Source organism: Streptomyces morookaense, from assembly GCF_013030945.1.
GTDB lineage: Bacteria > Actinomycetota > Actinomycetes > Streptomycetales > Streptomycetaceae > Streptomyces > Streptomyces morookaensis.
Window position 1 is genome coordinate 1 of the sequence record NZ_JABBXF010000023.1, and the last position, 23150, is coordinate 23150.

The window sequence follows — 23150 nt, forward strand, 5'->3', positions numbered from 1 at the left end:
GAACACCAGCCGCTTCCTGATCAACGAGGCCTCCCAGGTCGTGGCGGAGATCGACCCGGCCGGCGCAGTGACCCGCACCCGCCGCGACCGCCACGGCCGCCTCCTCGCCCACACCGACCCGCTCGGCGGCACCACGGACCTGCGGTACGACGACAAGGGCCGCCTGACCGCCGTCGCCCGCCCGGACGGCCGCGAGGCGCAGGCCGCGTACGGCGACGCCCTGCACATGCCGACGACCGTGACCGACGCCGACGGTTCGGTCTGGCACCAGACGTACGACGCGGCCGGCAACCGCACCTCGCTCACGGACCCCACAGGGGCCGTTACCCGGTACACGTACGACGAGCTGGGCCACCCGGCGTCGATCACGGACGCGTTGGGCAACACGACGCGCGTGCGCTGCAACGCAGCAGGACTGGTCCTGGAAGTGACCGACCCCCTGGGCTCGGTGACCAGCTACCGCCGGGACGCCTTCGGCCGCGTGACGGCCGTCATCGACCCGATGGGGTCAACAACCCGCCTGCTGTGGTCCGTCGAGGGCCACTTGCTGCGCCGCATCGCACCGGACGGTGCGGAGGAGTCCTGGACGTACGACGGGGAGGGCAACTGCACGCAGTACGTCGACGCGCTCGGTGGCACCACGACGTACGAGTACACGCACTTCGACCTGCTCACGGCCCAGACCGGCCCCGACGGCGTACGCCACGAGTTCACGCACGACCCGGAACTCCGGCTGACGGAGGTCACCAACCCGCAAGGCCTGACCTGGACTTACACGTACGACGCGGCGGGCCGCCTGGCGGAGGAGGCGGATTTCGACGGCCGCCGCCTCACGTACACCCACGACGCGGCGGGCCGGCTGACGGCCCGCACGAACGGCCTCGGCCAGACGATCACCTACGAGCACGATGCGCTCGGCCGAGTGGTGACGAAGAACGCGGACGGCGTGGTGACGACCTACGCATACGACGCGGCGGGCCGCCTGCTGGAGACGACGAGCCCGGACGCCACGCTGATCTACCGCCGCGACCGCCTGGGCCGCGTCAAGTCGGAGACGACGAACGGGAGAACGCTCGCGTTCACGTACGACGCACTGGGCCGCCGCACACGCCGCATCACCCCGAGCGGTGCGGTGAGCACGTGGACATACGACGCGACGGGCCGGCACACGTCGCTGACCGCGTCGGGCCACCGGTTCGACATCGAACATGACGCGGCCGGAAGGGAGGTGGCGCGCCATTTCGGCGAGGGGATCACGCTGCGGCACGGATGGGACGCGGCGGGGCGGGTGGTGTCGCAGTCGGTGGAGGCGGGTGGCACAGATCGCCTGCGCCGTCGCGCATATACGTACCGCCGTGACGGCTACCTGACGGCGGTCAATGACCGCACCTTCCAACTGGACTCGACAGGCCGCGTAACGGCGGTCGACGCGCCAAATTGGCAGGAACGTTACGCCTACGACTCGGCCGGCAATCAGCAAGAGGCCAGCTGGCCTGAACGGCACCCCGGGGCAGAAGCCCAGGGTACGCGCGCGTACTCCGGCACCCTGGTCAAGCGCGCGGGAACGGTGCGCTACGAACACGACGCGCAGGGCCGGGTGGTCCTGCGCCAGAAGATCCGCCTGTCACGCAAGCCGGACACCTGGCGCTACGAGTGGGACGCGGAGGACCGCCTCCGCGCGGTGACCACGCCGGACGGCACGCGCTGGCGGTACCTGTACGACCCGCTGGGCCGCCGCATAGCCAAGCAGCGCCTGACGGATACAGGCAAGGTGGCCGAGCAGACGGACTTCACGTGGGACGGCCCCACCCTCAGCGAACAGACCACGGCCTCAACCGACTTGCCCAACCCGGTCACGCTGACATGGGACCACGACGGCCTGCGCCCGGTCTCCCAGACGGAACGCATATCGGCAGCGGAGGCCCCACAGAAGGAGATCGACAGCCGCTTCTTCGCCATCGTCACAGACCTGGTCGGCACCCCGACCGAACTCACCGACGAGACGGGCACGACCACCTGGCGCAGCCGCACCACCCTCTGGGGCACGACGACTTGGGCCCGCGACAGCACGGCCTACACCCCCCTGCGCTTCCCGGGCCAATACTTCGACCCGGAGACGGAGCTCCACTACAACTTCTACCGGCACTACGACCCCGAAACCGGGCGATATGCCACACCGGACCCTCTTGGGCTGACCCCTGCACCCAACCCGGCATCGTACGTTCACAACCCGCACACGTGGGCCGACCCTCTGGGCCTTTCCCCCTGTCCAGCGGACGCAGCTAACGCACCACAACGGCCCCAAACCCCGAATACCGCCTTCCACTACACAACCGAGGAAGGATTGCAAGGGATTCTTGATTCCCAATCCCTCCACCATTCCACCGGCCCGGTGCACGCGCGTTTCGGGGACGGGCAGTACTTCACAGATATTGCACCGGACAGCATAAAAGGGCTCAAGAAAGCCGACCTCAGCACCGACCAGCTGGCCGGTGGCGATCTCTCTAGGTACCAACTCGTCAGGCAGCTGTTCGGCCGTCCTTCCCGCTGGGGGGTCACCAGAACTTCGCACTTCCTTGAGATCGACCTGACCGGGCTGGAGATCATAGACTGCCGTCCGAATGTGCTACTCCACCCGAACGGCGGCCCCTTGGATCTGACCGGCCGCATCATCAACCATGGAAGGACCCCATTCTGATGGCGGATCATTTCAAGATCGAAATCGAGACGCTGGACTACCGGGACGGAGTGACCTACATCGAGTTCATTGACCTCGTCCCGACACGGCAGGTAACCCAGGTCGGCGACCAGTGGCTAAGCTCGCGCAGAGAGTACGACGCCGCAGTAGGGCCTCTGCTCACAGACCAACTCCTCCAGCCAGGAGAGTTCGACGAGAGCGATCGGATCACGTCGGCCGAGTTCGAAGAAGCATGGACCCGCGCGATCAGCCAAGAGGATTCCCAGCAGTGATTGAGTCAAGGACGGGTGACCTGTTCTCCGCAGACGACGTGGACGCTCTGGCCCACGGGTGCAACTGCGCCGGAGCAATGGGCCGGGGCATCGCCGTCGAGTTCAAACGTCGATGGCCGCAGATGTACGAAGAGTATCGAGCGCGCTGCCGTTCCGGGGAGCTCACCCTCGGCAAAGTCTTCCCCTGGCAGACAGAGGATCGCTGGATCTACAACCTGGGCACGCAGGCGCACTGGCGTACACGCGCCGAATTGACGGCAGTTGTATCGTCGGTCGAGCTCATGTTGACGCACGCTGCCGAACATGGAGTGCGCAGCATCGCAATGCCCCGGATCGCTGCCGGGCTCGGCGGGCTGGAGTGGCATGACGTCGAAGCGGCCATTGCGCCCGCAGTTGCTGCACACGAAATCACCGTGGTGGTCTACCAGTTGCCGTAAGGTTCGCCTCGAACAGGAGCACTGGGCCACGCCCGTCGTGAAATTCCCTGCGAGCAAGTGCCTGACCCGCCCCTCAACCAGCAGGTTCCATGACGGGCATTCGGCTTCTGCCGACGCAAATCCTCACCGCCACGGGCGTGCCGCGAAGATGTTGCGCCGGCACAGGGGGCATCCGATGCCGGAGCAGTTGCCTCCGACAGCGAAAACCCTCGGTCCTGCGCCGGAAATTCAGGGTTTCCGCTGCCGGAGTCACTCACTCCGCACGGCAGAAGATATGGCAGCCGCTTCCGCGCATCGCGGGGCCTGTGCTGACCCATCAGGCAGGCCCTAACGCGGGGAGGTGCCCCCAGGCGACGGCCCGCGCGTCAACCCCAGCAAGTCGCGCGCCGGACCCGTCGGTCGGTGGCCCTGTGGCCATACCGCGCGGAGAGACCGTTCCAACGACAGCCCCGCCACGTGGATTTCGGCCAGCCGGCCCGACGCCAACTCCTCCCGCACCGCCAGTTCGCTCAGTACCGACGGTCCCGCGCCGCCCACCACGGCCGCCTTCACCGCCGTGGTGGACGCCAGTTCCAGCAGCGGCGCAGCCGTAACGCCGCCCAGCGCCGCATCCAGGACCTGCCGTGTCCCCGAGCCCCGCTCCCGCAGGATCAGTGGGGTCGCCGCCAACTCCCCCACGTCCAGCGGGGACCGGCGCCGGGCCCAGGGGTGGGCCGGCGGGGCCACCACCACCAGCCGGTCGCGGCCCACGACCACCCCGTCGAGCCCGGCCGGCACGTCGAGCCCCTCGACGAAGCCCAGGTCCGCCTCCCCCGCCAGCAGCCGTTCCGCCACCGCCGCCGAGTTGCCGGTCAGCAGCGACACCGCCGTACCGGAGCGCTCCGCGCGCAGCGCGACCAGCCAGCCCGGCAGCAGGTACTCGGCGATCGTCATGCTGGACGCCACCCGCAGGCGCGAGTCGCGGCGCCCGCGCAGCGCCTGCGCCCCGGCGTCGAAGGCCTCGGCCGCCTCCACGATCCGCCGCGCCCAGTCGGTGACGAGCACCCCGGCGTCCGTCAGCCGCGAGCCACGCGGCGAACGCTCCACGAGACCCACGCCGAGCAGTCGCTCCATGCTGCGGATGCGCCCGCTCGCGGCGGGCTGGGTGATGCCCAGCTCCCGGGCCGCCCGGCCCAGGCTGCCCAGCCGGGCCACGGCGAGCAGCAGCTCCAGCGCCCCCAGGTCGGGCACCCGGTGCGCCAGCGGAACCTGCGGACCGTTCTCCACGCTCATAACCTCAGCTTATGCCCTCATAGCTGCAACGGTCCTGGTGGGAGCCGGTTCCGGGGGAGACCGTGGACCCATGAGACACCTCGGCCCCAACTGGTACGCCTCGGTCATGGGCACGGCGATCGTCGCCGCGGCCGGCACCGCCCTCCCGCTGCACGCGCCCGGACTACGCGGCGCGTATGAAGCCGTGTGGGCGCTGGCCGCGCTGATGCTGCTGACGCTGCTCGGGGCGCGGGCCGTGCACTGGGTCCGGCACCCCGACCAGGCCCGTCGGCATCTGGACGACCCGACCGTCGCTCCCTTCTACGGCTGCCTGGCCATGGCCCTCCTCGCCGTGGGCGGCGCCACCCTCTCCGTGGGGTCCGGGGTGATCGGGCAGGGCCCGGCCGTGGCCGCCGACGCCGTGCTGTGGACCGCCGGCACGGTCGTCGGACTGGTCGCGGCGGCCGGCGTCCCGTACCTGATGGTGACCCGGCACCGCATCGAGCCGGGCCAGGCCTCCCCGGTGTGGCTGCTGCCCGTGGTGGCGCCGATGGTGTCCGCCGCGCTGGGCCCCGCGCTCGTACCGCATCTGCCGGCCGGGCAGTGGCGGGACGCGATGACGCTGGGCTGCTACGCCCTGTTCGGCATGAGCCTGCTGACCGTTCTGCTCATCCTGCCGCTGGTCTTCTCGCGGCTCGTCCACCATGGGCCGCTGCCGGTCGCGCTCACCCCGGCGCTGTTCCTGGTGCTGGGCCCGCTGGGCCAGTCCGTGACGGCCGTCAACAACCTCGCCGACGCCACCGCGGAAGGCCCGTACGCCTCCGCCACCGCCGCGTTCGCCGTCCTCTACGGCGTCCCCGTGATCGGCTTCGCCGTGCTGTGGCTGCTGATCTCCGTGGCGATGACGGTGCGGGCCTTCCGGCAGGGCATGGGCTTCGCGATGACCTGGTGGGCGTTCACGTTCCCCGTCGGCACCTGCGTCACGGGCGCGGCCGCGCTGGGCCGGCACACCGGACTGCACGCCTTCACCTGGCTGGCCGCCGCCCTGTACGTGCTGCTGGTGACCGCCTGGGCGGTGGCCGGGGCCCGCACGCTGGCCGGGCTGGTCAGCGGACGGCTGCTCGCAGCGCCCGCCCCAGCACCGCTGGTGCCTGCGCCAGCGACGGTCCGTACCACGTGAGATGACGCCCGCTGACGAACGCCGACGACAGCCCCGGGAACGCCTCGGGGCCGTCGTCGTGTGTGAAGCGGTAGGGCTCGTCGGGCAGGACGACCAGTTCCGCGCCTGATGCGTTGAGCTCGTCCAGGGGGACGCGGGGATAGCGCTCGGGGTGCCCGGCGAGGACGTTGGCCACGCCGAGGCGGGCGAGGAGATCGCCCGCGAAGGTGTCGCGGCCGAGGACCATCCAGGGGCGGCGCCAGACCGGTACGACGGCCCGCACCGGGGGCCCTGCGGGCGGCAGTTGATGCCACGTGGTGCGGGCCGCGTCCAGCCAGGCGGGGCGCGGTAGCCCGCAGGCGTCCACCAGGACGCGTTCCAGTTCGCTGAACGCCTGGTCCAGCGTGCGGATTTCGGTGACGAGAACGGTCAGCCCCGCGGCCCGCAGGGCGTCCAGGTCCGGGGCGCGGTTCTCCTCCTCGTTGGCGATGACGAGGTCGGGCGCGAGGCGGGCGATGCGGGCCGTGTCGGGGTTCTTGGTGCCGCCGATGCGGACGACGTCCAAGTCGGCGGGGTGGTCGCACCAGTCGGTTGCACCGACGAGCAGTTCGGGTGCGGTGGCGGCTACCGCCTCGGTGAGGGAGGGGACGAGGGAGACGACGCGGCGGATGGTCATGACGGGATCATGCCGCGCCGCCCCCGGGGACCGCGCCCCGCCAGGGGCGCGGGGAACTGCGCGAGCAACCACGACGCACCCGCAGCCGAAGTCCCCGGGGCTGCGCCCCGGACCCCCTGGGGTCGTGCGTCGACTGCAGGCCGGTGGGGGCTGGTCGCGCAGTTCCCCGCGCCCCTTACGGGGCGCTACCGCACCGGCGCGATCCTGTCCTCCAGCCCCGGCCGCGCGTCGAGCCATCGGCGCGCGGACTCCTTCTCATGCCCCTTCCCGCCCTTCTGGATCTCCGCCTCCAGCGACGACAGGTCCTTCTCCGACATCTTGAAGTTCTTCACCCACTCCGCAACGCGCGGGAAGTCCTTGGCGAAGTCCTTCTTGCCCACCGCGTGGATCTGCTCGCCCTCGCCCCAGGCGCCCTTGGGGTCCTTGAGCTTCTTGAGGTCGTAGGTGCCGTAGGCCCAGTGCGGCGACCACAGCGTGGTCACGACGGGTTCCTTCTTCTTGATGGCCCGGTCCAGGTCGGCCAGCATCGTGGCCGTCGAGGACGAGACGACCTTGTACTCGCCGTCCAGGCCGTACTCCTTGAGCACCTTGTCGTTGAGCTTGCCCATCATGCCGGCGCTGGCCTCGATGCCGACGATCCTCCCGCCGAACTCGGAGCTCCTGCCCTTCAGGTCCGCCAGGGAGTTGACGTCCTTGACGTACGAGGGCACGGTCAGCTCCAGCGAGGTCGGCCCGTACCAGGAGCCGAGGTCGGTGAGCTTGTCGCCGTAGCGGTCCATGTACTGCTTGTGCGTCGTGGGCAGCCACGAGTCGAACTGGACGTCCATCTGGCCCTGGGCCAGCGCCGTGTAGAGCGGCCCGGGGTCGAGCTGCTTGACGTCCGGCTTGTAGCCGCGGTCCTCCAGGATGTTCTGCCACAGGTAGGTCGACGCGATGGCCTCGTCCCACGGGAAGTAGCCGAGCCTGACGGACTTGCCCTGGCCCACGTTCTTGCCCGCGGCCACGGTGTCCCGGTCGCCGTCGCCGCCGGCGATCCGCATGCCGCCCGCGACGAGCGCGAGGACGACGACGCCCACGGTGGCCACGGCCGTGCCGGGCCGGTACCGCAGGACGCTCGCGTACCGCGACAGGCCCGCGGCACCCTGCGCCGCGGCGGCCCGGCGGCCGAGCGCCGAGACCCGGCGGCTGAGCGCGCCCGTCATCCGGTCCAGATACATGGCGAGGACGACGACGGCGAGGCCGCTCTCCACGCCGCGGCCGATGTCGACCTGGGTGACGGCCGCGTACACGGCCTCGCCGAGACCGCCCGCGCCCGCCATGCCCGCGATGACGACCATGGACAGCGCCAGCATGATGACCTGGTTGACGCCCGCCATGATGGTGGGCAGCGCCAGCGGCAGCTGGACCCGGGTGAGGGTGTCGCGCGGCGGCGTGCCGAACGCCTTGGCCGCCTCGACGAGTTCGCCGTCGACCTGCCGGATGCCGAGCTCGGTCATCCGCACGCCCGGCGGCATGGAGAAGACGACCGTCGCGATGAGGCCCGGCACGGTGCCGATGGAGAAGAACATGACGCCGGGGATCAGGTAGACGAAGGCCGGCATCGTCTGCATGACGTCCAGGACGGGGCGCAGCACGCCGCTGACCCGCCGGTTGCGGGCCGCCCAGATGCCCAGCGGCACGGCGGTCAGCAGGGTGATGGCGCTCGCGACGAGCACGAGGGACAGCGTGGACATGGCCTCGTGCCACAGTCCGAAGGAGTCGATGAGCGCGAGGCCCGCGAAGGCGAGCACGGCGGCGAGCAGGCCGCGCAGCCACCAGGCGACGACCGCGAGGATGCCGGCCATGAGCAGCGCGTTCGGGGCGCCGAGCACCGCGTCCACGCCGTCGTACATGCCGCTCAGGACGGTGCTGATGGCGTCGAAGAGGCCGCCGAGGTGGGCCTGGAGCCAGTCGACGGCGGTCTTGGCCCAGCTTCCGAGATGGATCCTAGGCACCGGCGGTCACCTCCTCGGGGCGCTGCACGGGCCGGTCGCTCAGGGCCGCCATGAGGCGGTCCCGGGTGACCACGCCGGTGGGCCGCCCGGCCTCGTCGGTGACGACGACCGGGTCGCCGTTGCACGCGAAGGGGGCGAACAGCTCGGCGACGGGCGCCTCGGCGCTCACGGTCGCGGCGCCGTCCGGCACGCCGGCCGTCCGCTCCATGATGGAGCCCGCGGTGAGGACCCGGGAGCGGTCGACGTCCTGGATGAAGGAGGCGACGTAGTCGTTGGCGGGCCGGACGAGGATGTCCTCGGCGGTGCCGTTCTGGACGATGCGGCCGTCGCGCATGACGGCGATCCGGTCGCCCAGGCGCATGGCCTCGTTGAGGTCGTGGGTGATGAACACGATCGTCTTCTTGAGCCGCTTCTGCAGATCCAGCAGCTGGTCCTGCATGTCGCGGCGGATCAGCGGGTCGAGGGCGCTGAAGGACTCGTCCATCAGCAGCAGGTCGGCGTCGGTGGCCAGCGCGCGGGCCAGGCCCACGCGCTGCTGCATGCCGCCGGAGAGCTCGTCGGGCCAGGACTTCTCCCAGCCCTTCAGCCCCGCCAGGTGCAGCGCCTCGGTGGCCCGCTCCTCGCGCTCCGCGCGGGGCACGCCGCGCACCTCCAGGCCGTAGCCGGCGTTCTCCAGCACACTGCGGTGCGGGAAGAGGGCGAAGTGCTGGAAGACCATGCTGATGTTGCGGGAGCGGACCTCGCGCAGCTCGCGCGGGGACAGGGCGGTCAGGTCCTGCCCGTCGTAGAGCACCCGGCCGGAGGTGGGATCCTCCAGTCCGTTGAGCATGCGGAGCAGCGTGGACTTGCCGGATCCCGAGAGACCCATCACCACGAAGATCTGGCCGGCCTCGACCTCGAACGAGGCGTCGATGACCGCCGCCGTGGTGCCCTCCGCACGCAGTTCCTCGCGGCTCGCGCCGCTCTTGAGCCGCGGCACGGCGGCTTCGGGTCGTCTGCCGAACACCTTGAACAAGTGCTCGGCCTGCAGCCTGGACACATACACCTCTCGGGTCGAACTCGCTTCGCCCGGCCTCCCCCGACGGGCCGGGCGTACTCCAAGGCCCGCGCCTGCCCCGGCCCATTCCGGTCAAACCGAACAGTGATCCGGTTCACATGTCGGTGGCATACGGCATCATCGGATCCGTGACGCGACGCCTGATGCTCCTCGACACCGCCTCCCTGTACTTCCGCGCCTACTTCGGGGTGCCCGAGTCGGTGAAGGCCCCGGACGGCACGCCCGTGAACGCGGTGCGCGGCCTGCTCGACTTCATCGCCCGGCTCGTCGCCGACCATCATCCGGACGACCTGGTGGCCTGCATGGACGCCGACTGGCGCCCGCAGTGGCGGGTGGACCTGATCCCCTCGTACAAGGCGCACCGGGTGGCCGAGGAGATCGAGGGCGGTCCGGACGAGGAGGAGACGCCGGACACGCTCTCCCCGCAGGTCCCGGTGATCGAGGCGGTGCTCGATGCGCTGGGCATCGCCCGCATCGGCGCCGCGGGGTACGAGGCGGACGACGTGATCGGCACCCTGACCGCGCGGGCGCGGGGCCCGGTGGACATCGTCACCGGCGACCGCGATCTCTACCAGCTCGTCGACGACGCGCGCGGCGTGCGCGTGCTGTACCCGGTCAAGGGCGTCGGCACACTGCAGACCGTGGACGAGGCGCTGCTGCGCGAGAAGTACGGGGTGGACGGGCCGGGGTACGCCGACCTGGCGCTGCTGCGCGGCGACCCCAGCGACGGGCTGCCGGGCGTGCCGGGCATCGGCGAGAAGACGGCCGCGAAGCTGCTGGCGGCGTACGGCGATCTGGCCGGGATCACGGCCGCCGCCGAGGACCCGGCGTCCCGGCTGACGCCCGCGCAGCGCAGGCGGCTGCTGGAGGCCCGCCCGTATCTGGAGGTGGCGCCCACAGTGGTGCGGGTCGCCTCCGACGTGCCCGTGCCGCCGTGCGACATCGCCCTGCCGGCCGCACCCCGTGATCCGGAGGCGCTCGAAGAGCTCGCGGCGCGCTGGGGGTTGGGCGGATCTTTGCAGCGGCTGCTCACCGCGCTCGCCGGATGAACTGTTAAGTTAGGTAGTCCTTACCTATTGTGCACCGCGCCCCAGGGAGACAACCGTGGCAGAGCGTCCAGTCCGCAAGAAAGCGCAGGTGACCCGCGCCCGCGTGGTGCGCACCGAGCGCCTGTCCCCGCACATGGCCCGGGTGGTCCTGGGCGGTGAGGGCCTCGCCGGCTTCGAGGCCGGCTCGTGCACCGACCACTACGTCAAGCTCCTCTTCCCGGTCGAGGGCGTCGACTACCCGGAGCCGTTCGACATCGAGGCGATCCGCCGCGACATGCCGCGCCACGCGTGGCCGCGGACCCGTACGTACACGGTCCGTGCCTTCGACCGCGCGGCGCAGGAGCTGACCATCGACTTCGTCGTCCACGGCGACGAGGGCCTCGCCGGACCGTGGGCCGTCCGCGCCGAACCGGGCACGGAGATCCTCTTCCTGGGCCCCGGCGGCGCCTACGCGCCCGACCCGGCCGCCGACTGGCATCTGCTGGTGGGCGACGAGAGCGCACTGCCGGCCATCGCGGCGTCGCTGGAGCGGATGCCGGAGGGCGCCGTGGTCCATGCCTTCGTCGAGGTCGCCGACGAGCGGGAGCAGCAGGAGCTGCGGCTGCCCGCCGGGGTGGCGGTCACCTGGCTGCACCGCGACGGTGCCCCGGTCGGCAAGTCCCTGGTGGAGGCGGTGCGTTCGCTCGACTTCCCGCCGGGCGACGTGCAGGCCTTCGTCCATGGCGAGGCCGGCTTCGTGAAGGAGCTGCGCCGCCATCTCCGCCTGGAGCGCGGGGTGCCGCGCGAACGGTTGTCGATCTCCGGCTACTGGCGCCGGGGTCACGACGAGGACGGCTGGCAGGCGTCGAAGCGCGAGTGGAACCAGCAGGTCGAGGCCGAGCAGGAGGGCCCGGCGGCGGCCTGACGCCCCGTATCCTCGCTGCATGATTCTCGCCCGGACAGCCGTGGCCGCGACGGCCGCGGCGACGCTCGCCCTGTCCTCCCCCGGCTCCGGCTCCGGCGACTCGACGCTGGAACACGAGGGCGGCGGCGTCCAGCGCGGCCGGGAGACGGTCTTCACGGTGACGACCGGCGAGGGCCACGGCAGTCTGACCGTGGAGTCGGAGGCGTTCGCGAAGAAGCTCACGCTCCGGGCGAAACGATTCCGTACGGGCAAGGACGGCGAGCTCTACACCAGGGTGGCCGGCATGGTCCTCTGCGACGTCGAACCGGGCACGTATCCGGTGGAGTTGAAGGAGGACGACGAGACGGTGGACACCGCCGAGCTCGTCGTCACCTCCGACATGGACCCGGGGAACCGGGACTTCTGTGCGTCGCACACGAGTTACGACGACGCGGTGGACAAGACGAGCGAGACGGCGCCGGATCCGGATACGGAGGATGACGGGGGCGTCGGCCTGGGCGAGCTGGCGGCGGTCATTGCGGGCACCGCCGCCCTGTCTGCCGTACTGGCCTCTGCGGCAACGTACTTGGTGACGCGGCGCCGCAGGAGGGAGCCGAAGTAGCGCCCCGTCAGGGGCGGGGCTGCTACATCATGCGGCTCCGCCGCGTGGGCGCGACCAGCCGCAGCCGGCCCGCAGCCGAATCACCCCACCGACGAGTACGCCACAACACCCCGCAACAACCCGTCAACCGCCTTCCGCGCGTTGCGCGCCACCGCGCTCCCCGCAGGGGCCGCGGCCGCGATCTGCCCCAGTACGTCGATCAGCTGCTTCGACCACCGCACGAAGTCGCCCGCCGGCATCTCGATCTCCCGCAGCACCTCGTCCAGCCCATGGCCGGAGGCCCACCGGTAGGCGGCCCACGCGAAGCCCAGGTCCGGCTCGCGCTGGCCGACGCCCTCGGCCTGGTTGATCTTGTGCTGTTCCTCCAGGGCGTCCAGCCGGCCCCAGATGCGGACCATCTCGGCGAGCGCCTCCTTCGCGGCACCCGACGGCAGCTTCGGCGCCACCGCCTCGTCCGCCGCACGGGCCTCGTACACCAACGCCGAGGCGCAGGCGGCCAGTTCGGCCGGCTTGAGGCCTTCCCACACGCCGTCGCGCAGGCACTCGGACGCCAGAAGGTCCAGCTCGCCGTACAGGCGGGCCAGCCGACGGCCGTCCTCGGTCACCTCGTCGCCATGCAGATAGTCGAGATCGGTCAGGAGCGCGCAGATGCGGTCGAAGGTGCGGGCGATCGTGTTCGTCCGGCCCTCGATGCGCCGCTCCAGTTGGCGTGTGTCGCGCAGCAGCCGGTGGTGGCGCTCGGCCCAGCGCGCGTGGTCCTCGCGCTCGTCGCAGCCGTGGCAGGGGTGCGCCCGGATCGCGGCGCGCAGGCGCGCGATCTCGGTGTCGTCCACGGCGGCCGAGCGGGACTTGCGGTGCCGGTCCGGCTCGATGTGCCCGGCCTTGGTGCGCAGCGCGGAGGCGAGGTCGCGCCGGGACTGCGGGCTGCGCGGGTTGAAGGACTTGGGGATGCGCATCCGCTCCAGCGGCTCGACCGGCACCGGGAAGTCGATCGGGGCCAGCCGCTTGACCTGCCGCTCGGCGGTGAGCACCAGCGGGCGCGGCCCCTCGTGGGGGTCGAAGCCGCGGTGCCGGTCCGTGCGGCCGGGGGCCGTGCCGGGGTCGAGCACGAGCGCCAGGCCGGCGAACTTGCCGGTGGGCACGTGGATGACGTCCCCGGGCCGGAGCCGCTCCAGCGCGGCCGCGGCCGCGGCCCGCCGCTGCACGGCGCCCTGCTTGGCCAGCTCCGTCTCGCGGTCCTTGAGCTCGCGGCGCAGCCGCGCGTACTCGTCGAAGTCGCCCAGGTGGCACTCGATGGCCTCGCGGTACCCGGCCAGGCCCTCCTCGTTGCGCTGGACCTGGCGGGAGATGCCGACGACCGACTTGTCGGCCTGGAACTGGGCGAAGGAGGTCTCCAGCAGCTCGCGGGAGCGGTGCCGCCCGAACTGGGAGACCAGGTTGACCGCCATGTTGTAGGACGGCTTGAAGCTGGATCTCAGCGGATACGTCCGCGTACCGGCCAGGCCCGCGAGGGCGGCCGGGTCCATGGCGCGCTGCCACAGCACGACCGCGTGGCCCTCGACGTCGATGCCGCGCCGCCCGGCGCGGCCCGTCAGCTGGGTGTACTCGCCGGGCGTGATGTCGGCGTGCTGCTCGCCGTTCCACTTGACGAGCTTCTCCAACACCACCGAGCGCGCGGGCATGTTGATGCCCAGCGCCAGCGTCTCGGTGGCGAAGACGGCCTTGACCAGGCCCTTGACGAAGAGCTCCTCGACGACCTCCTTGAAGGTCGGCAGCATGCCCGCGTGGTGCGCGGCGATGCCCCGCTCCAGGCCCTCCAGCCACTCGAAGTAGCCCAGGACGTGCAGGTCTTCATCGGGGATGGCGGCGCAGCGCTCCTCCACGATCGAGCGGACCCGGGCGCGCGCCGCGTCGTCGTTGAGCCGCAGGCCCGCATAGAGGCACTGCTGGACGGCGGCCTCGCAGCCGGCGCGGCTGAAGATGAAGGTGATGGCGGGCAACAGGCCCTCGGCGTCGAGCCGTTCGATGACCTCGACCCTGCTGGGCGTCCAGATCCTGCTGCGCTGGCGCCGGTCGCGCTCGCGGTCGGCCTCGCGCAGGTTCCGTCCGCGGCGGCGGTCGCGGCCGGCCATGGGGCGGCTGTTCTCCATGCGGGCCAGGCGCACCAGGTCGGGGTTGACCTCGCGGCGGCCGGTGCCGGGGGTCCCGCCGCGGTTCTCCTTCTCCTCGAAGAGGTCGTACATCCGCCGCCCGGCCAGCACATGCTGCCAGAGCGGGACGGGCCGGTGCTCGGAGACGATCACCTCGGTGTCGCCGCGGACGGTGTCGAGCCAGTCGCCGAACTCCTCGGCGTTGGAGACGGTGGCCGAGAGGGAGACCAGGGTCACCGACTCCGGGAGGTGGATGATGACCTCCTCCCAGACGGCGCCGCGGAAGCGGTCGGAGAGGTAGTGCACCTCGTCCATGACCACGTAGCCGAGGCCGATCAGCTCCGTCGAGCCGGCGTAGAGCATGTTGCGCAGCACCTCGGTGGTCATCACGACCACCGGGGCGTCGGCGTTGACGCTGTTGTCGCCGGTGAGCAGGCCGACCTTGGCGGCGCCGTAGCGCTTGACGAGGTCGCTGTACTTCTGGTTCGACAGCGCCTTGATGGGCGTGGTGTAGAAGCACTTGCGGCCCTGGGTGAGGGCCAGGTGGACGGCGAACTCGCCCACGATGGTCTTGCCCGAGCCGGTCGGGGCTGCGACCAGCACACCCTTTCCGGCTTCGAGGGCCTTGCAGGCCTCGATCTGGAAGGGATCCAGCTCGAAGTCGTACATCTCACGGAACGGCGCAAGCGCGGTGGCCTGCTCGGCGGCGCGCTGCCTGGCCAGGGCGTAGCGCTCAGCAGGGGACATGTCGTCGGTCATCTTGCTACGAGCCTACCGGGCACGTATGACAGCCACCTGATCTTTACCGCTCGCGCTGTGCGGCCCCCAGCAGGCGCACGGCCCCAGGCACCGTCTCGGCGGTGAGCGGCAGCGGTCCCAGCGGCTCGCCGTCGGCGTAGCCGGTGATCCCGTCCGCCTCCAGGGTCACCCTGGCGGCCCGGTGGACGGTGACGCAGGGGTGGCCGAGGTGGGTGCCGCGGTAGACGCGGGGGAAGACGGCGAGCAGGGTGGAGCGGCTGCAGGGGCCGACGACGGTGATGTCGAAGAGCCCGTCGTCGAGGCGGGCGCCGGCGCAGATGCGCATGCCGCCGCCGTAGGAGCCGGCGTTGCCGACGGCGACGAGGGTCGCCTCCAGCTGCTGTTCGGGGCCGTCGTCGAGACGGATCCGGTACGGGACGGGCCGCAGGGCGGCCAGTTCGGCGATCATCGCGACGTTGTAGCGCAGCCGCCCGGTGGGGAAGCGCAGCCGGTTGCCGCGGTCGTTGACGCGGGAGTCGAAGCCGGAGGCGAGGACGGTGCCGAACCAGGTGCCGCCGGCCAGGCCGAGGTCGACGGGCCGGCCGCCGTCCCCTTTGAGCGAGCGGGCGACGGCCCGCCCGGCGGCCGCCGGGTCGCGCACGGGCAGGCGGTTGTCGCGGGCGAAGTCGTTGCCGGTGCCGACGGCGATCACGCCGAGCGGGGTCGGGGTGCCGGCCACGGCCTGGAGGGCGAGCGAGACCATGCCGTCGCCGCCGACGGCGATCAGCGCACCCGTCCCGCCCGCGACCGCCTCCCGCGCGCGGCGCAGCCCATCGGGGGCGTCGGTGCCGACGACGGTACGGACGTGGAACCCGGCGTCGCGGAGCGCCGCGGCCGCGGGGCGCGCGGCGCGGGCGCCGCGGCCGCGCCCCGCGGAGGGGTTGACGAAGAGCGTGATGTCGCTGGTCACCCGGGGACCCTACCGGCTGGTAGTCGGGCGACCGCACCAGTTCGGACAACGACGGAGGGGCGGTCGCCGGCATCGGCGGCCGCCCCTCGTCAGCTCCTGGTGCGTCAGGTCGCGTCGTCGTACCCGCGGCCGGTGGAGTGCGCGCCGTCGGTGGACGACTGCTCCGGCAGGGCGGGCAGCGGTTCGCTGTCGCCGATGGGCTGCGGGGTGAGGTCCAGCGGGGCCGCCTCGTCGTCGTCCAGGTCGCGGTCCGGGTTGGCCCGCTGCTTGCGCTTGTCGTTGACGAGTGCGATGGCGACGGCGATGAAGTAGAGCACGATGATCGGGCCGGCCAGCAGGAACATCGAGAACGGGTCCACGGTCGGCGTGGCCACCGCGGCGAACACCGTGACGCCCATGACCATGGGACGCCACCAGCCGAGCATCCGGCGCCCGGAGAGGATGCCGCCGAAGTTGAGCATCATCAGCAGCAGCGGCAGCTCGAAGGAGAGGCCGAAGACGACCACCAGGCGCGTGACGAGATCGATGAGCTCGTCGAGCGGCAGCAGGTTGGTGACGCCCGAGGGCGTGAAGTCGATGAGGACCTTCGCGGCCGCGGGCAGGGCCCAGTACGCGAAGTAGGCGCCCGCCGCGAAGAGCGGGACACCGGCGGCGACGAAGCCCAGCGCGTACTTCTTCTCGGTCTTGTGCAGCCCGGGCGCCAGGAACGCCCACAGCTGGTACAGCCAGACCGGGCTGGACAGCACCAGGCCGGAGACCAGCGAGACCTTCACCATGAGGGTGAAGGGCCCGACGAGGCCGGACATGGTGATGTTGCCGCAGGTCTTGGTGGCGTCCTTCTGCGACAGCTCGGAGAAGGAGACCTGGCAGCCGATCGCCTGCTGGATCGGATGCTTGAAGACCTCGATGATGTCCTTGTAGTAGAAGGCCGCGACCACGGCCACCACGACGATGGCGACCACGGACTTCGCGAGGCGATTGCGCAGCTCGCGCAGGTGCTCCACGAGGGGCATCCGGCCCTCGGGGTCCTTCACCTTCTTGCGGGCAGAGTTGGCCAACCCACGTCCCTATCTCGTGCGGCAGACGGCGGCAGACGGCGCCGTCCTGATCATTGCCCGGTTCAGTGCTGCGTCGTGCGGTCGCCCGGCTCGTTCACCGGGCGGGAGGTCGTGTCGCCGGGGGCAGCCTTGATGGTACGGGGGCTCTGGGCGTCGGCGGGCGGGTCGGCCGGGGCGGAGGCGTTGTTCTGCCCCTCGGAACGCATGGCCTTGGCCTCGCTCTTGAGGATCCGCGCGGACTTGCCGAGGGAGCGCGCCATGTCGGGCAGCTTCTTCGAGCCGAACACCAGCACGACCACGACGAGGATGAGGATGATCTCGGGGGCGCCGAGCCGTCCGAACATATGCGTGTACCTTCTCACCGAAGCGGGATGGGGGTGGGACTGGCGACTGAGCGGACAAATGTCCACCAGACGTACCGCAGCGATCGTAACGCGCAGCGGTGAACGCCGGGCAATCCCTCTGCATACTCCCAGTTGCGGCCCTCCGCCTCGTCACCAGGGCCGCCGGAACCAGACTACCCGTCCGGTTCCACGCCCCAGCAGGGCGCCGGGCGAGCGCCGGTTCAGTCCCGGTGGAGCACCTGTGCGGTCTGCGAGGCCAGCGGGACCGCGGCCCGTTCCAGCTCCTCGGCCGCGCGGGTGATGCGCTGCGAGCTGTCGGCCACCTGCCGGGACAGCCGCCTCACCTCCACGAAGACGCGCACGGAGAGCACCCCGAGCACGGCGATGCCGCAGAAGGCGAGGACGACGGCGATCATGGGCCACAGCATGGGGCGAGCCTATCGGGGGAAACGGGCAGGTCAGGCAGTTCGGACCAGGCGGACGGCTCGGACGGCTCAGGCGGTGATGTGGAGCCGCAGCGTCCGTACGCCGCCGCCGGTCAGCAGCGCGACGATCCGCTCCCCCGCGGGCTTGCGCACCGCGGAGCCGCAGTCGGGGCAGGTGAACGAGTAGAAGGTGGTGCGGTCGCTGGCGCCGATCGCCAGCCGCAGCGCCCCCGCGGCCAGCTCGAAGCTGTTGCGGCAGTCGGGGCAGGCGGCCTTGAAGACCGCGGCGGCCGTCGTGCACCCGTCCATCACATCCCCTTTCACACCGTTCACTGCGGCCTCCTCTCGCCGTGGCCGCTCACTCGCCGTAGCCCGCGAGGGCCTCGCGGGCCGCGTCGCGCGCACTGTCCGCCAGCTCCTGCGGGGAGACGATCCGCCCGTCGCGGCCCAGCCGCAGCGCCAGCCGGCGCAGCGAGGCCGGGTCGGGGGCGCGCAGGGTGATCCGGAGCCCGCCCTCGGGCAGTTCCTCGGCGCTGTCGTGCGGGTAGTACTCCGCGACCCAGCGGCCGCCGGGGCCGACCTCGATGACGACCTCGGGGTCCTCGGCGGCCGGCTGGACCAGTGCCTCGGACAGGTCCCGCAGCTCGACGGGCGGCGGGTCGGCGGGGGCGTCCAGCAGCCGGATCTCGGCCACCCGGTCCAGCCGGAAGGTGCGCCGGGCCTCGGTGAGCCGGCACCAGGCCTCCATATAGGTGCGGCCGACGGCGAACAGCCGGATCGGGTCGACCTCCCGCTCGGTGAGCTCGTCCCGCGCGGGCGAGTAGTAGCGCAGCCAGAGCCGGCGGCGCTCGGAGATGGCCCGGTCGACCTCGGCGAAGACGCCGCCCTCCGACTCGAAGCTGACCGACAGCCGCGAACTGGCGCCCGCGGCCTCCCCGGCCGCCGCCTCGATCTTCGCGGTGGCGCGGACCAGCGCCTGCCGGTCGCCCTCGCGCAGCCCGGGCAGGGTGGCGACGGCGCGGGCGGCCACCAGCAGCGCGGTGGCCTCGTCGGCCGCGAGCCGCAGCGGCTCGCCGGTGCTGGTGCCCGAGGCGTCGGGGTTGTGCCACCAGATGCGGTCGCCGTCGGTGTCGATGTCCAGCAGGTCGCCGCCGCGGAAGCTGGTGCCGCACATGGGCAGCACATCGAGGTCGCCGATCAGCTCGTCCTCGGTGATCCCGAAGGCGCGGGCCACGTCGGCGACGCGGGCGCCGGGGCGCTCGCGCAGGTAGGTGACGAGCGACAGCATCCGACGGGTCTGGTCGATGGCGTTGGTGGCCATGAGTAGTTCGGTCCGTTCCTCTCAGCCCTTGGCCACGGCACGCAGCCGGTCGATCACATCGGCCCGCAGCTCGGCCGGTTCGAGCACGATCACGTCCGGGCCGAACTCCACCAGCCAGGCGTCCAGCCCATGGCCGTAGGGGATCTCCAGCTCGTCCCAGCCGCCGCCCAGGTCGCGGGTGGCGGTGGCCCGGGCGCGCAGCGGGTAGCCGTGCCCGGCCCGCACCTTGATCAGGGCGGTGCCGGTGGCCGTCTCACCGGCCCAGCTCTCGACCGTCTCCCGCACGGTGACGTGGTCGGGGACGGGAGCGGTGAAGGGCAGCGCCCGGGAGCGGACCCGGCCGGTGATGCGGGAGAGCCGGAAGACACGCTCGGCCTGCCGGTCGCGGTCCCAGCCGGCCAGGTACCAGTGGCCGCGCCAGCACTCCAGGGTCCATGGCTCGACGTGCCGCTGCTCGGGGCGGGCGGCGTTCGCCTTGCGGTAGTCGAAGGTGACGGTCCGGCGGTCGCGGGCGGCCAGCATCAGCGGCTCGAAGGCCGACTCGTGGACGGGGATGCGCGGCTCCAGCGCGAGGTGGCCGTACGAGTCCTCGGCGAGCGGCATCCCGGCGGCGCGCAGCTTCTGCAGCGCACCGCTGGCCGCACCGGCCAGGCGGGCCTGCTGCCAGACCTTGGCGGCGAGACCGAGGGCGGCGGCCTCCTCGACATCGAGGGTGACCGGGGGGAGGCGGTTGCTGTCCCGGCGGGCGAGGTAGCCGAATTCGCCGTCGGCGCTCTCCACCGTCTCGATGATCAGGCCGAGTTCGCGGAGGTCGTCCTTGTCGCGCTCGAACATCCGGTTGAAGGCGTCATCGCTGCCCTCGACAGCGCCATTGCCCGGCCCGAAGGCCTCCAGATAGGCCTCAATGGATCCCCGCAACTCCCGCTTGCTGAGCGGCCGGCGGGTGCCCAGCAGGCACAGCGCCAGACTCATCAGCCGCTCGGCCTTGGCAATCGCCATCGACGCCCTCTCTACTTGTGCTCTCAACCGCTGACCGTACCGCTCGCCGCTGCCACGGCAAAAGCCGAGGGCCCGCGCCCGCAGGCACGGGCCCCGGGCCCTTCACATCACAACGCGTCTCAGACGGCGACCAGGTCGCAGACGAAGATCAGGGTCTCGCCCGGCGCGATCTTGCCACCGGCGCCGCGGTCGCCGTAGGCCAGGTGCGGCGGGATGATCAGCTGGCGGCGGCCGCCGACCTTCATGCCCTGGACGCCCTTGTCCCAGCCGGCGATGACCTGGCCGGCACCGAGCTTGAACTCCAGCGGGGTACCGCGGTTCCAGCTGGCGTCGAACTCCTCGCCCGAGGAGAAGGAAACGCCCACGTAGTGGACCTTCACCATGGCGCCCGCCTTGGCGACCGCCCCGTCGCCCTCCCAGATGTCCTTGATCTCCAGGTCGGCCGGCGGCTCGCCGCCCGGGAAGTCGACCTCGGGCTTGTCGATGTTCACGAAAGTGCTCCTACGAACGTTGTCTTGCGGACAGCCGTGCAATTCTGGCAGATCGTGATCTGTTCTCAGACCTTGCCCACGATGTCGACGACGAAGACCAGGGTGTTCTTGTCCAGGCCGCTCTGCGCCTGGCCCTCGTAGCCCAGCTTCGGCGGGATCACCAGCTCCACCCGGTCCCCGACGTGCTTGCCCACCAGGCCCTGGTCCCAGCCCTGGACGACCGAGCCCGTGCCGATCTGGAAGGCCGTGGCACCCGCGTGGTCCCAGGAGGAGTCGAACTTCTGGCCGTCCTCCCACTTCACACCGGTGTACTGGGCGATCAGACCGTCACCCGCCTTGATCTCCGGACCGCTGCCCTTGATCAGCACCTGCTGCTTCAGGTCCGTCGGGGGCTTGGTGTCCTTGGGGATGGTGATGTCGGCGGCCTTCTGGGAGTTCGGCTTCACCTCGGGCATGCCGTCCTCCGGCTTGGCCTGCTCGCCCTTGGCCTCGCTCTTGGCGTCGACCTTCTGCGCACCGACCAGGTCGATCACCCACACCAGGCCGTCCTCGGGCTTCACCCCGGCCTGCGGGTTGAGCTGGTCTCCGATGAGCGCCTTCGCGGTGCCCTCGACCTCGATCCGGCTGCCGGCCTTCTGCCCGACCACCGCGTCCAGCACCTTCGCCGGCATCTCCTGGCTCGGCTGGCCCAGCTGCTGGACCATCTGCCGGCGCGGGCCCTTGGCCGACTTGTCCTGGGTGGACCAGGTGCCGCCGAGGGGCTTGTCGTCCTTCATCGTCTGCCCGGCGAAGTCCAGGCGGACGTACGAGCCCTTCTCCGCCTTCTCGCCCGTGCCCTCGGTGAGGGTCTTGACGACCATCTTGTCCGACGGCTTGGCGCCCTTCGGCGTGGAGATCTTGGGCTGCTCGCCGAACTTCCCCTCCACCGTGACCTTGGACTCCGACGATCCTCCACCGTCGTTCCCGCACGCCGCGGCGGCGAGCAGCAGGACGGGCACGGCCAGAGCCGCGGCGAGGCGACGCGTGTTCTTCGTGTGGTTCATGAAGTCCAACTCGGGCTAGGGGGGTCGCTGGGCAGTGCCCGTCACTCTACGGCCTGTGCCGCACCGATCAACCCTGCCCGACACGGATGTGCGCCGGGTCCGGTGGACCCGGCGCACATCCGTGCCCTTTGCCGCATGGCCGGACGCTCACATTCCGGCGATCAGCTTCTCCACCCGGTCGTCCACCGAACGGAACGGGTCCTTGCACAACACGGTGCGCTGCGCCTGGTCGTTGAGCTTCAGGTGCACCCAGTCGACGGTGAAGTCCCGCCGCTGCTCCTGCGCCCGGCGGATGAAGTCACCGCGCAGCCGGGCCCGGGTGGTCTGCGGCGGCACCGACTTGCCCTCGAAGATCTTGACGTCGTTGCACACCCGCGCCGCCTGCCCGCGCTTCTCCAGCAGGTAGTACAGCCCCCGCCGACGGTGGATGTCGTGATACGCGAGGTCTATCTGCGCGATGCGCGGATGCGACATGGTGATGTTGTTCTTCGCCCGGTACCGCTCGATGAGGCGGTACTTCATCACCCAGTCGATCTCGGTGTCGATACGGTCCAGGTCCTCGTCCCGGATCGCCTCCAGGGACCGCCCCCACAGCTCCAGCACCCGCTCGACCGTCCCCGTGCGGATGCCGCGGCGCTCGCAGAAGTCCACGGCCTTCTCGTAGTACTCCTGCTGGACCTCCAGGGCCGAGGCCTCCCGCCCACTGGCCAGACGCACCTTGCGTCTGCCCGTGATGTCGTGGCTGACCTCGCGGATCGCCCGGATCGGGTTCTCCAGCGTCAGATCCCGCATCACCGTGCCCGCCTCGATCATGCGCAGCACGAGGTCCGTCGCGCCGACCTTCAGCAGCATGGTCGTCTCGGACATGTTCGAGTCGCCCACGATCACATGGAGACGGCGGTACCGCTCGGCGTCGGCATGCGGCTCGTCCCGGGTGTTGATGATCGGGCGCGAGCGCGTGGTGGCGGAGCTGACGCCCTCCCAGATGTGCTCCGCGCGCTGGCTCACGCAGTAGACCGCCCCCCGCGGGGTCTGCAGCACCTTCCCCGCCCCGCACAGCAGCTGCCGCGTCACCAGGAACGGGATGAGGATGTCCGCAAGACGCGAGAACTCCCCGTGCCGCGCGACGAGATAGTTCTCGTGGCAGCCGTAGGAGTTCCCGGCGGAATCGGTGTTGTTCTTGAAGAGATAGACGTCGCCCGCGATCCCCTCCTCGTGCAGGCGGCGCTCGGCGTCGACGAGGAGACCCTCGAGAATGCGCTCGCCCGCCTTGTCGTGGGTGACCAGCTCGGTCACGCTGTCGCACTCGGGAGTTGCGTATTCCGGGTGCGAGCCCACATCGAGGTAGAGGCGGGCGCCGTTGCGCAGGAAGACATTGCTGCTGCGGCCCCAGGAAACGACACGGCGGAAGAGGTACCGCGCCACTTCGTCAGGGGACAGCCGGCGCTGTCCCCTGAAGGTGCACGTGACGCCGTACTCGTTCTCCAGCCCGAAAATGCGGCGGTCCATGCCT

General features: G+C 71.1%; 22 protein-coding genes. 7 read left to right on the forward strand and 15 right to left on the reverse strand.

What is annotated here, in order from left to right; translation table 11 throughout:
* The 3 genes from HG542_RS11590 to HG542_RS11600 form a co-directional block, all read left to right on the forward strand.
* On the forward strand, window positions 1–2698 hold a 2698-nt coding region (locus HG542_RS11590; protein WP_176606462.1), incomplete at its 5' end, for an RHS repeat-associated core domain-containing protein.
* The gene (locus HG542_RS11595; protein ID WP_171080315.1) at window positions 2698–2970 is read left to right on the forward strand and encodes a hypothetical protein; all 273 of its coding nucleotides are present in this window, start codon (window positions 2698–2700) and stop codon (window positions 2968–2970) included. The genes HG542_RS11590 and HG542_RS11595, both read left to right, overlap by 1 nt.
* A 38-nt stretch (window positions 2971–3008) precedes the next feature.
* Complete coding sequence (locus tag HG542_RS11600; RefSeq protein WP_171080316.1) at window positions 3009–3407, forward strand: macro domain-containing protein; 399 nt, start codon at window positions 3009–3011, stop codon at window positions 3405–3407.
* Window positions 3408–3734: 327 nt separating this feature from the next.
* On the opposite strand, the gene HG542_RS11605 is transcribed toward HG542_RS11600, so the two are convergent.
* Window positions 3735–4679 (reverse strand): LysR family transcriptional regulator, encoded by a 945-nt coding sequence (locus HG542_RS11605; RefSeq protein WP_171080319.1) that lies wholly within the window; start codon window positions 4677–4679, stop codon window positions 3735–3737.
* A 70-nt stretch (window positions 4680–4749) separates the two neighbouring features.
* Between HG542_RS11605 and HG542_RS11610 the strand changes: the two genes are divergently transcribed.
* A complete protein-coding gene (locus tag HG542_RS11610) occupies window positions 4750–5838 on the forward strand; it encodes a TDT family transporter (protein ID WP_171080321.1) in 1089 nt (362 codons plus the stop codon).
* Here the strand turns inward: HG542_RS11610 and HG542_RS11615 are convergent.
* The 3 genes from HG542_RS11615 to HG542_RS11625 form a co-directional block, all read right to left on the reverse strand.
* Window positions 5765–6493 carry a helical backbone metal receptor gene (locus HG542_RS11615; RefSeq protein WP_171080323.1) on the reverse strand — a complete coding sequence of 243 codons (729 nt, stop codon included), beginning with the start codon at window positions 6491–6493 and terminating at the stop codon, window positions 5765–5767. The two genes, HG542_RS11610 and HG542_RS11615, sit on opposite strands and share 74 nt — an antisense overlap.
* 185 nt (window positions 6494–6678) lie before the next feature.
* Entirely contained in the window at window positions 6679–8487 is a 1809-nt protein-coding gene (locus HG542_RS11620; RefSeq protein ID WP_171080325.1) for an ABC transporter permease/substrate binding protein, read from the reverse strand.
* Window positions 8480–9526, reverse strand: a complete 1047-nt coding sequence (locus HG542_RS11625; protein ID WP_171080326.1) for a quaternary amine ABC transporter ATP-binding protein — start codon at window positions 9524–9526, stop codon at window positions 8480–8482. The genes HG542_RS11620 and HG542_RS11625 overlap by 8 nt, the downstream gene beginning before the upstream one ends.
* Window positions 9527–9687: 161 nt before the next feature.
* Between HG542_RS11625 and HG542_RS11630 the strand changes: the two genes are divergently transcribed.
* The 3 genes from HG542_RS11630 to HG542_RS11640 are packed head-to-tail and all read left to right on the forward strand — an operon-like array spanning window position 9688 to window position 12098.
* A complete protein-coding gene (locus tag HG542_RS11630) occupies window positions 9688–10593 on the forward strand; it encodes a 5'-3' exonuclease (RefSeq protein WP_171080544.1) in 906 nt (301 codons plus the stop codon).
* A gap of 55 nt (window positions 10594–10648) precedes the next feature.
* Window positions 10649–11497 (forward strand): siderophore-interacting protein, encoded by an 849-nt coding sequence (locus HG542_RS11635; protein WP_171080328.1) that lies wholly within the window; start codon window positions 10649–10651, stop codon window positions 11495–11497.
* Between the two features lie 19 nt (window positions 11498–11516).
* A complete protein-coding gene (locus HG542_RS11640) occupies window positions 11517–12098 on the forward strand; it encodes a hypothetical protein (RefSeq protein WP_171080330.1) in 582 nt (193 codons plus the stop codon).
* Window positions 12099–12178: 80 nt separating this feature from the next.
* Here the strand turns inward: HG542_RS11640 and HG542_RS11645 are convergent, their stop codons facing one another.
* From HG542_RS11645 to pafA, 11 genes are all read right to left on the reverse strand, one after another.
* Window positions 12179–15007 carry a DEAD/DEAH box helicase gene (locus HG542_RS11645; protein ID WP_171080332.1) on the reverse strand — a complete coding sequence of 943 codons (2829 nt, stop codon included), beginning with the start codon at window positions 15005–15007 and terminating at the stop codon, window positions 12179–12181.
* A gap of 43 nt (window positions 15008–15050) precedes the next feature.
* Complete coding sequence (locus tag HG542_RS11650; RefSeq protein ID WP_171080334.1) at window positions 15051–15956, reverse strand: diacylglycerol kinase; 906 nt, start codon at window positions 15954–15956, stop codon at window positions 15051–15053.
* Window positions 15957–16060: 104 nt separating this feature from the next.
* A complete protein-coding gene (tatC, locus tag HG542_RS11655) occupies window positions 16061–17014 on the reverse strand; it encodes a twin-arginine translocase subunit TatC (protein WP_171080336.1) in 954 nt (317 codons plus the stop codon).
* Window positions 17015–17076: 62 nt separating this feature from the next.
* Window positions 17077–17358, reverse strand: coding sequence for a Sec-independent protein translocase subunit TatA (gene tatA, locus HG542_RS11660; RefSeq protein ID WP_171080338.1), 282 nt, complete (start codon window positions 17356–17358; stop codon window positions 17077–17079).
* 221 nt (window positions 17359–17579) lie between these two features.
* A complete protein-coding gene (locus HG542_RS11665; RefSeq protein WP_171080339.1) occupies window positions 17580–17786 on the reverse strand; it encodes a hypothetical protein in 207 nt (68 codons plus the stop codon).
* A gap of 66 nt (window positions 17787–17852) precedes the next feature.
* Window positions 17853–18092, reverse strand: a complete 240-nt coding sequence (locus HG542_RS11670; protein ID WP_171080546.1) for a hypothetical protein — start codon at window positions 18090–18092, stop codon at window positions 17853–17855.
* 49 nt (window positions 18093–18141) lie between these two features.
* Complete coding sequence (locus HG542_RS11675) at window positions 18142–19104, reverse strand: helix-turn-helix transcriptional regulator (protein ID WP_171080341.1); 963 nt, start codon at window positions 19102–19104, stop codon at window positions 18142–18144.
* 21 nt (window positions 19105–19125) lie between these two features.
* Window positions 19126–20103: a helix-turn-helix transcriptional regulator gene (locus tag HG542_RS11680; protein WP_171080343.1), complete on the reverse strand. Its 978-nt coding sequence runs from the start codon at window positions 20101–20103 to the stop codon at window positions 19126–19128.
* Window positions 20104–20222: 119 nt separating this feature from the next.
* Complete coding sequence (locus tag HG542_RS11685) at window positions 20223–20594, reverse strand: FKBP-type peptidyl-prolyl cis-trans isomerase (RefSeq protein ID WP_171080345.1); 372 nt, start codon at window positions 20592–20594, stop codon at window positions 20223–20225.
* Window positions 20595–20659: 65 nt separating this feature from the next.
* Window positions 20660–21637 carry an FKBP-type peptidyl-prolyl cis-trans isomerase gene (locus tag HG542_RS11690; protein ID WP_171080347.1) on the reverse strand — a complete coding sequence of 326 codons (978 nt, stop codon included), beginning with the start codon at window positions 21635–21637 and terminating at the stop codon, window positions 20660–20662.
* 147 nt (window positions 21638–21784) lie between these two features.
* Window positions 21785–23146, reverse strand: a complete 1362-nt coding sequence (pafA, locus tag HG542_RS11695; RefSeq protein ID WP_171080349.1) for a Pup--protein ligase — start codon at window positions 23144–23146, stop codon at window positions 21785–21787.
* Window positions 23147–23150 lie beyond the last annotated feature (4 nt).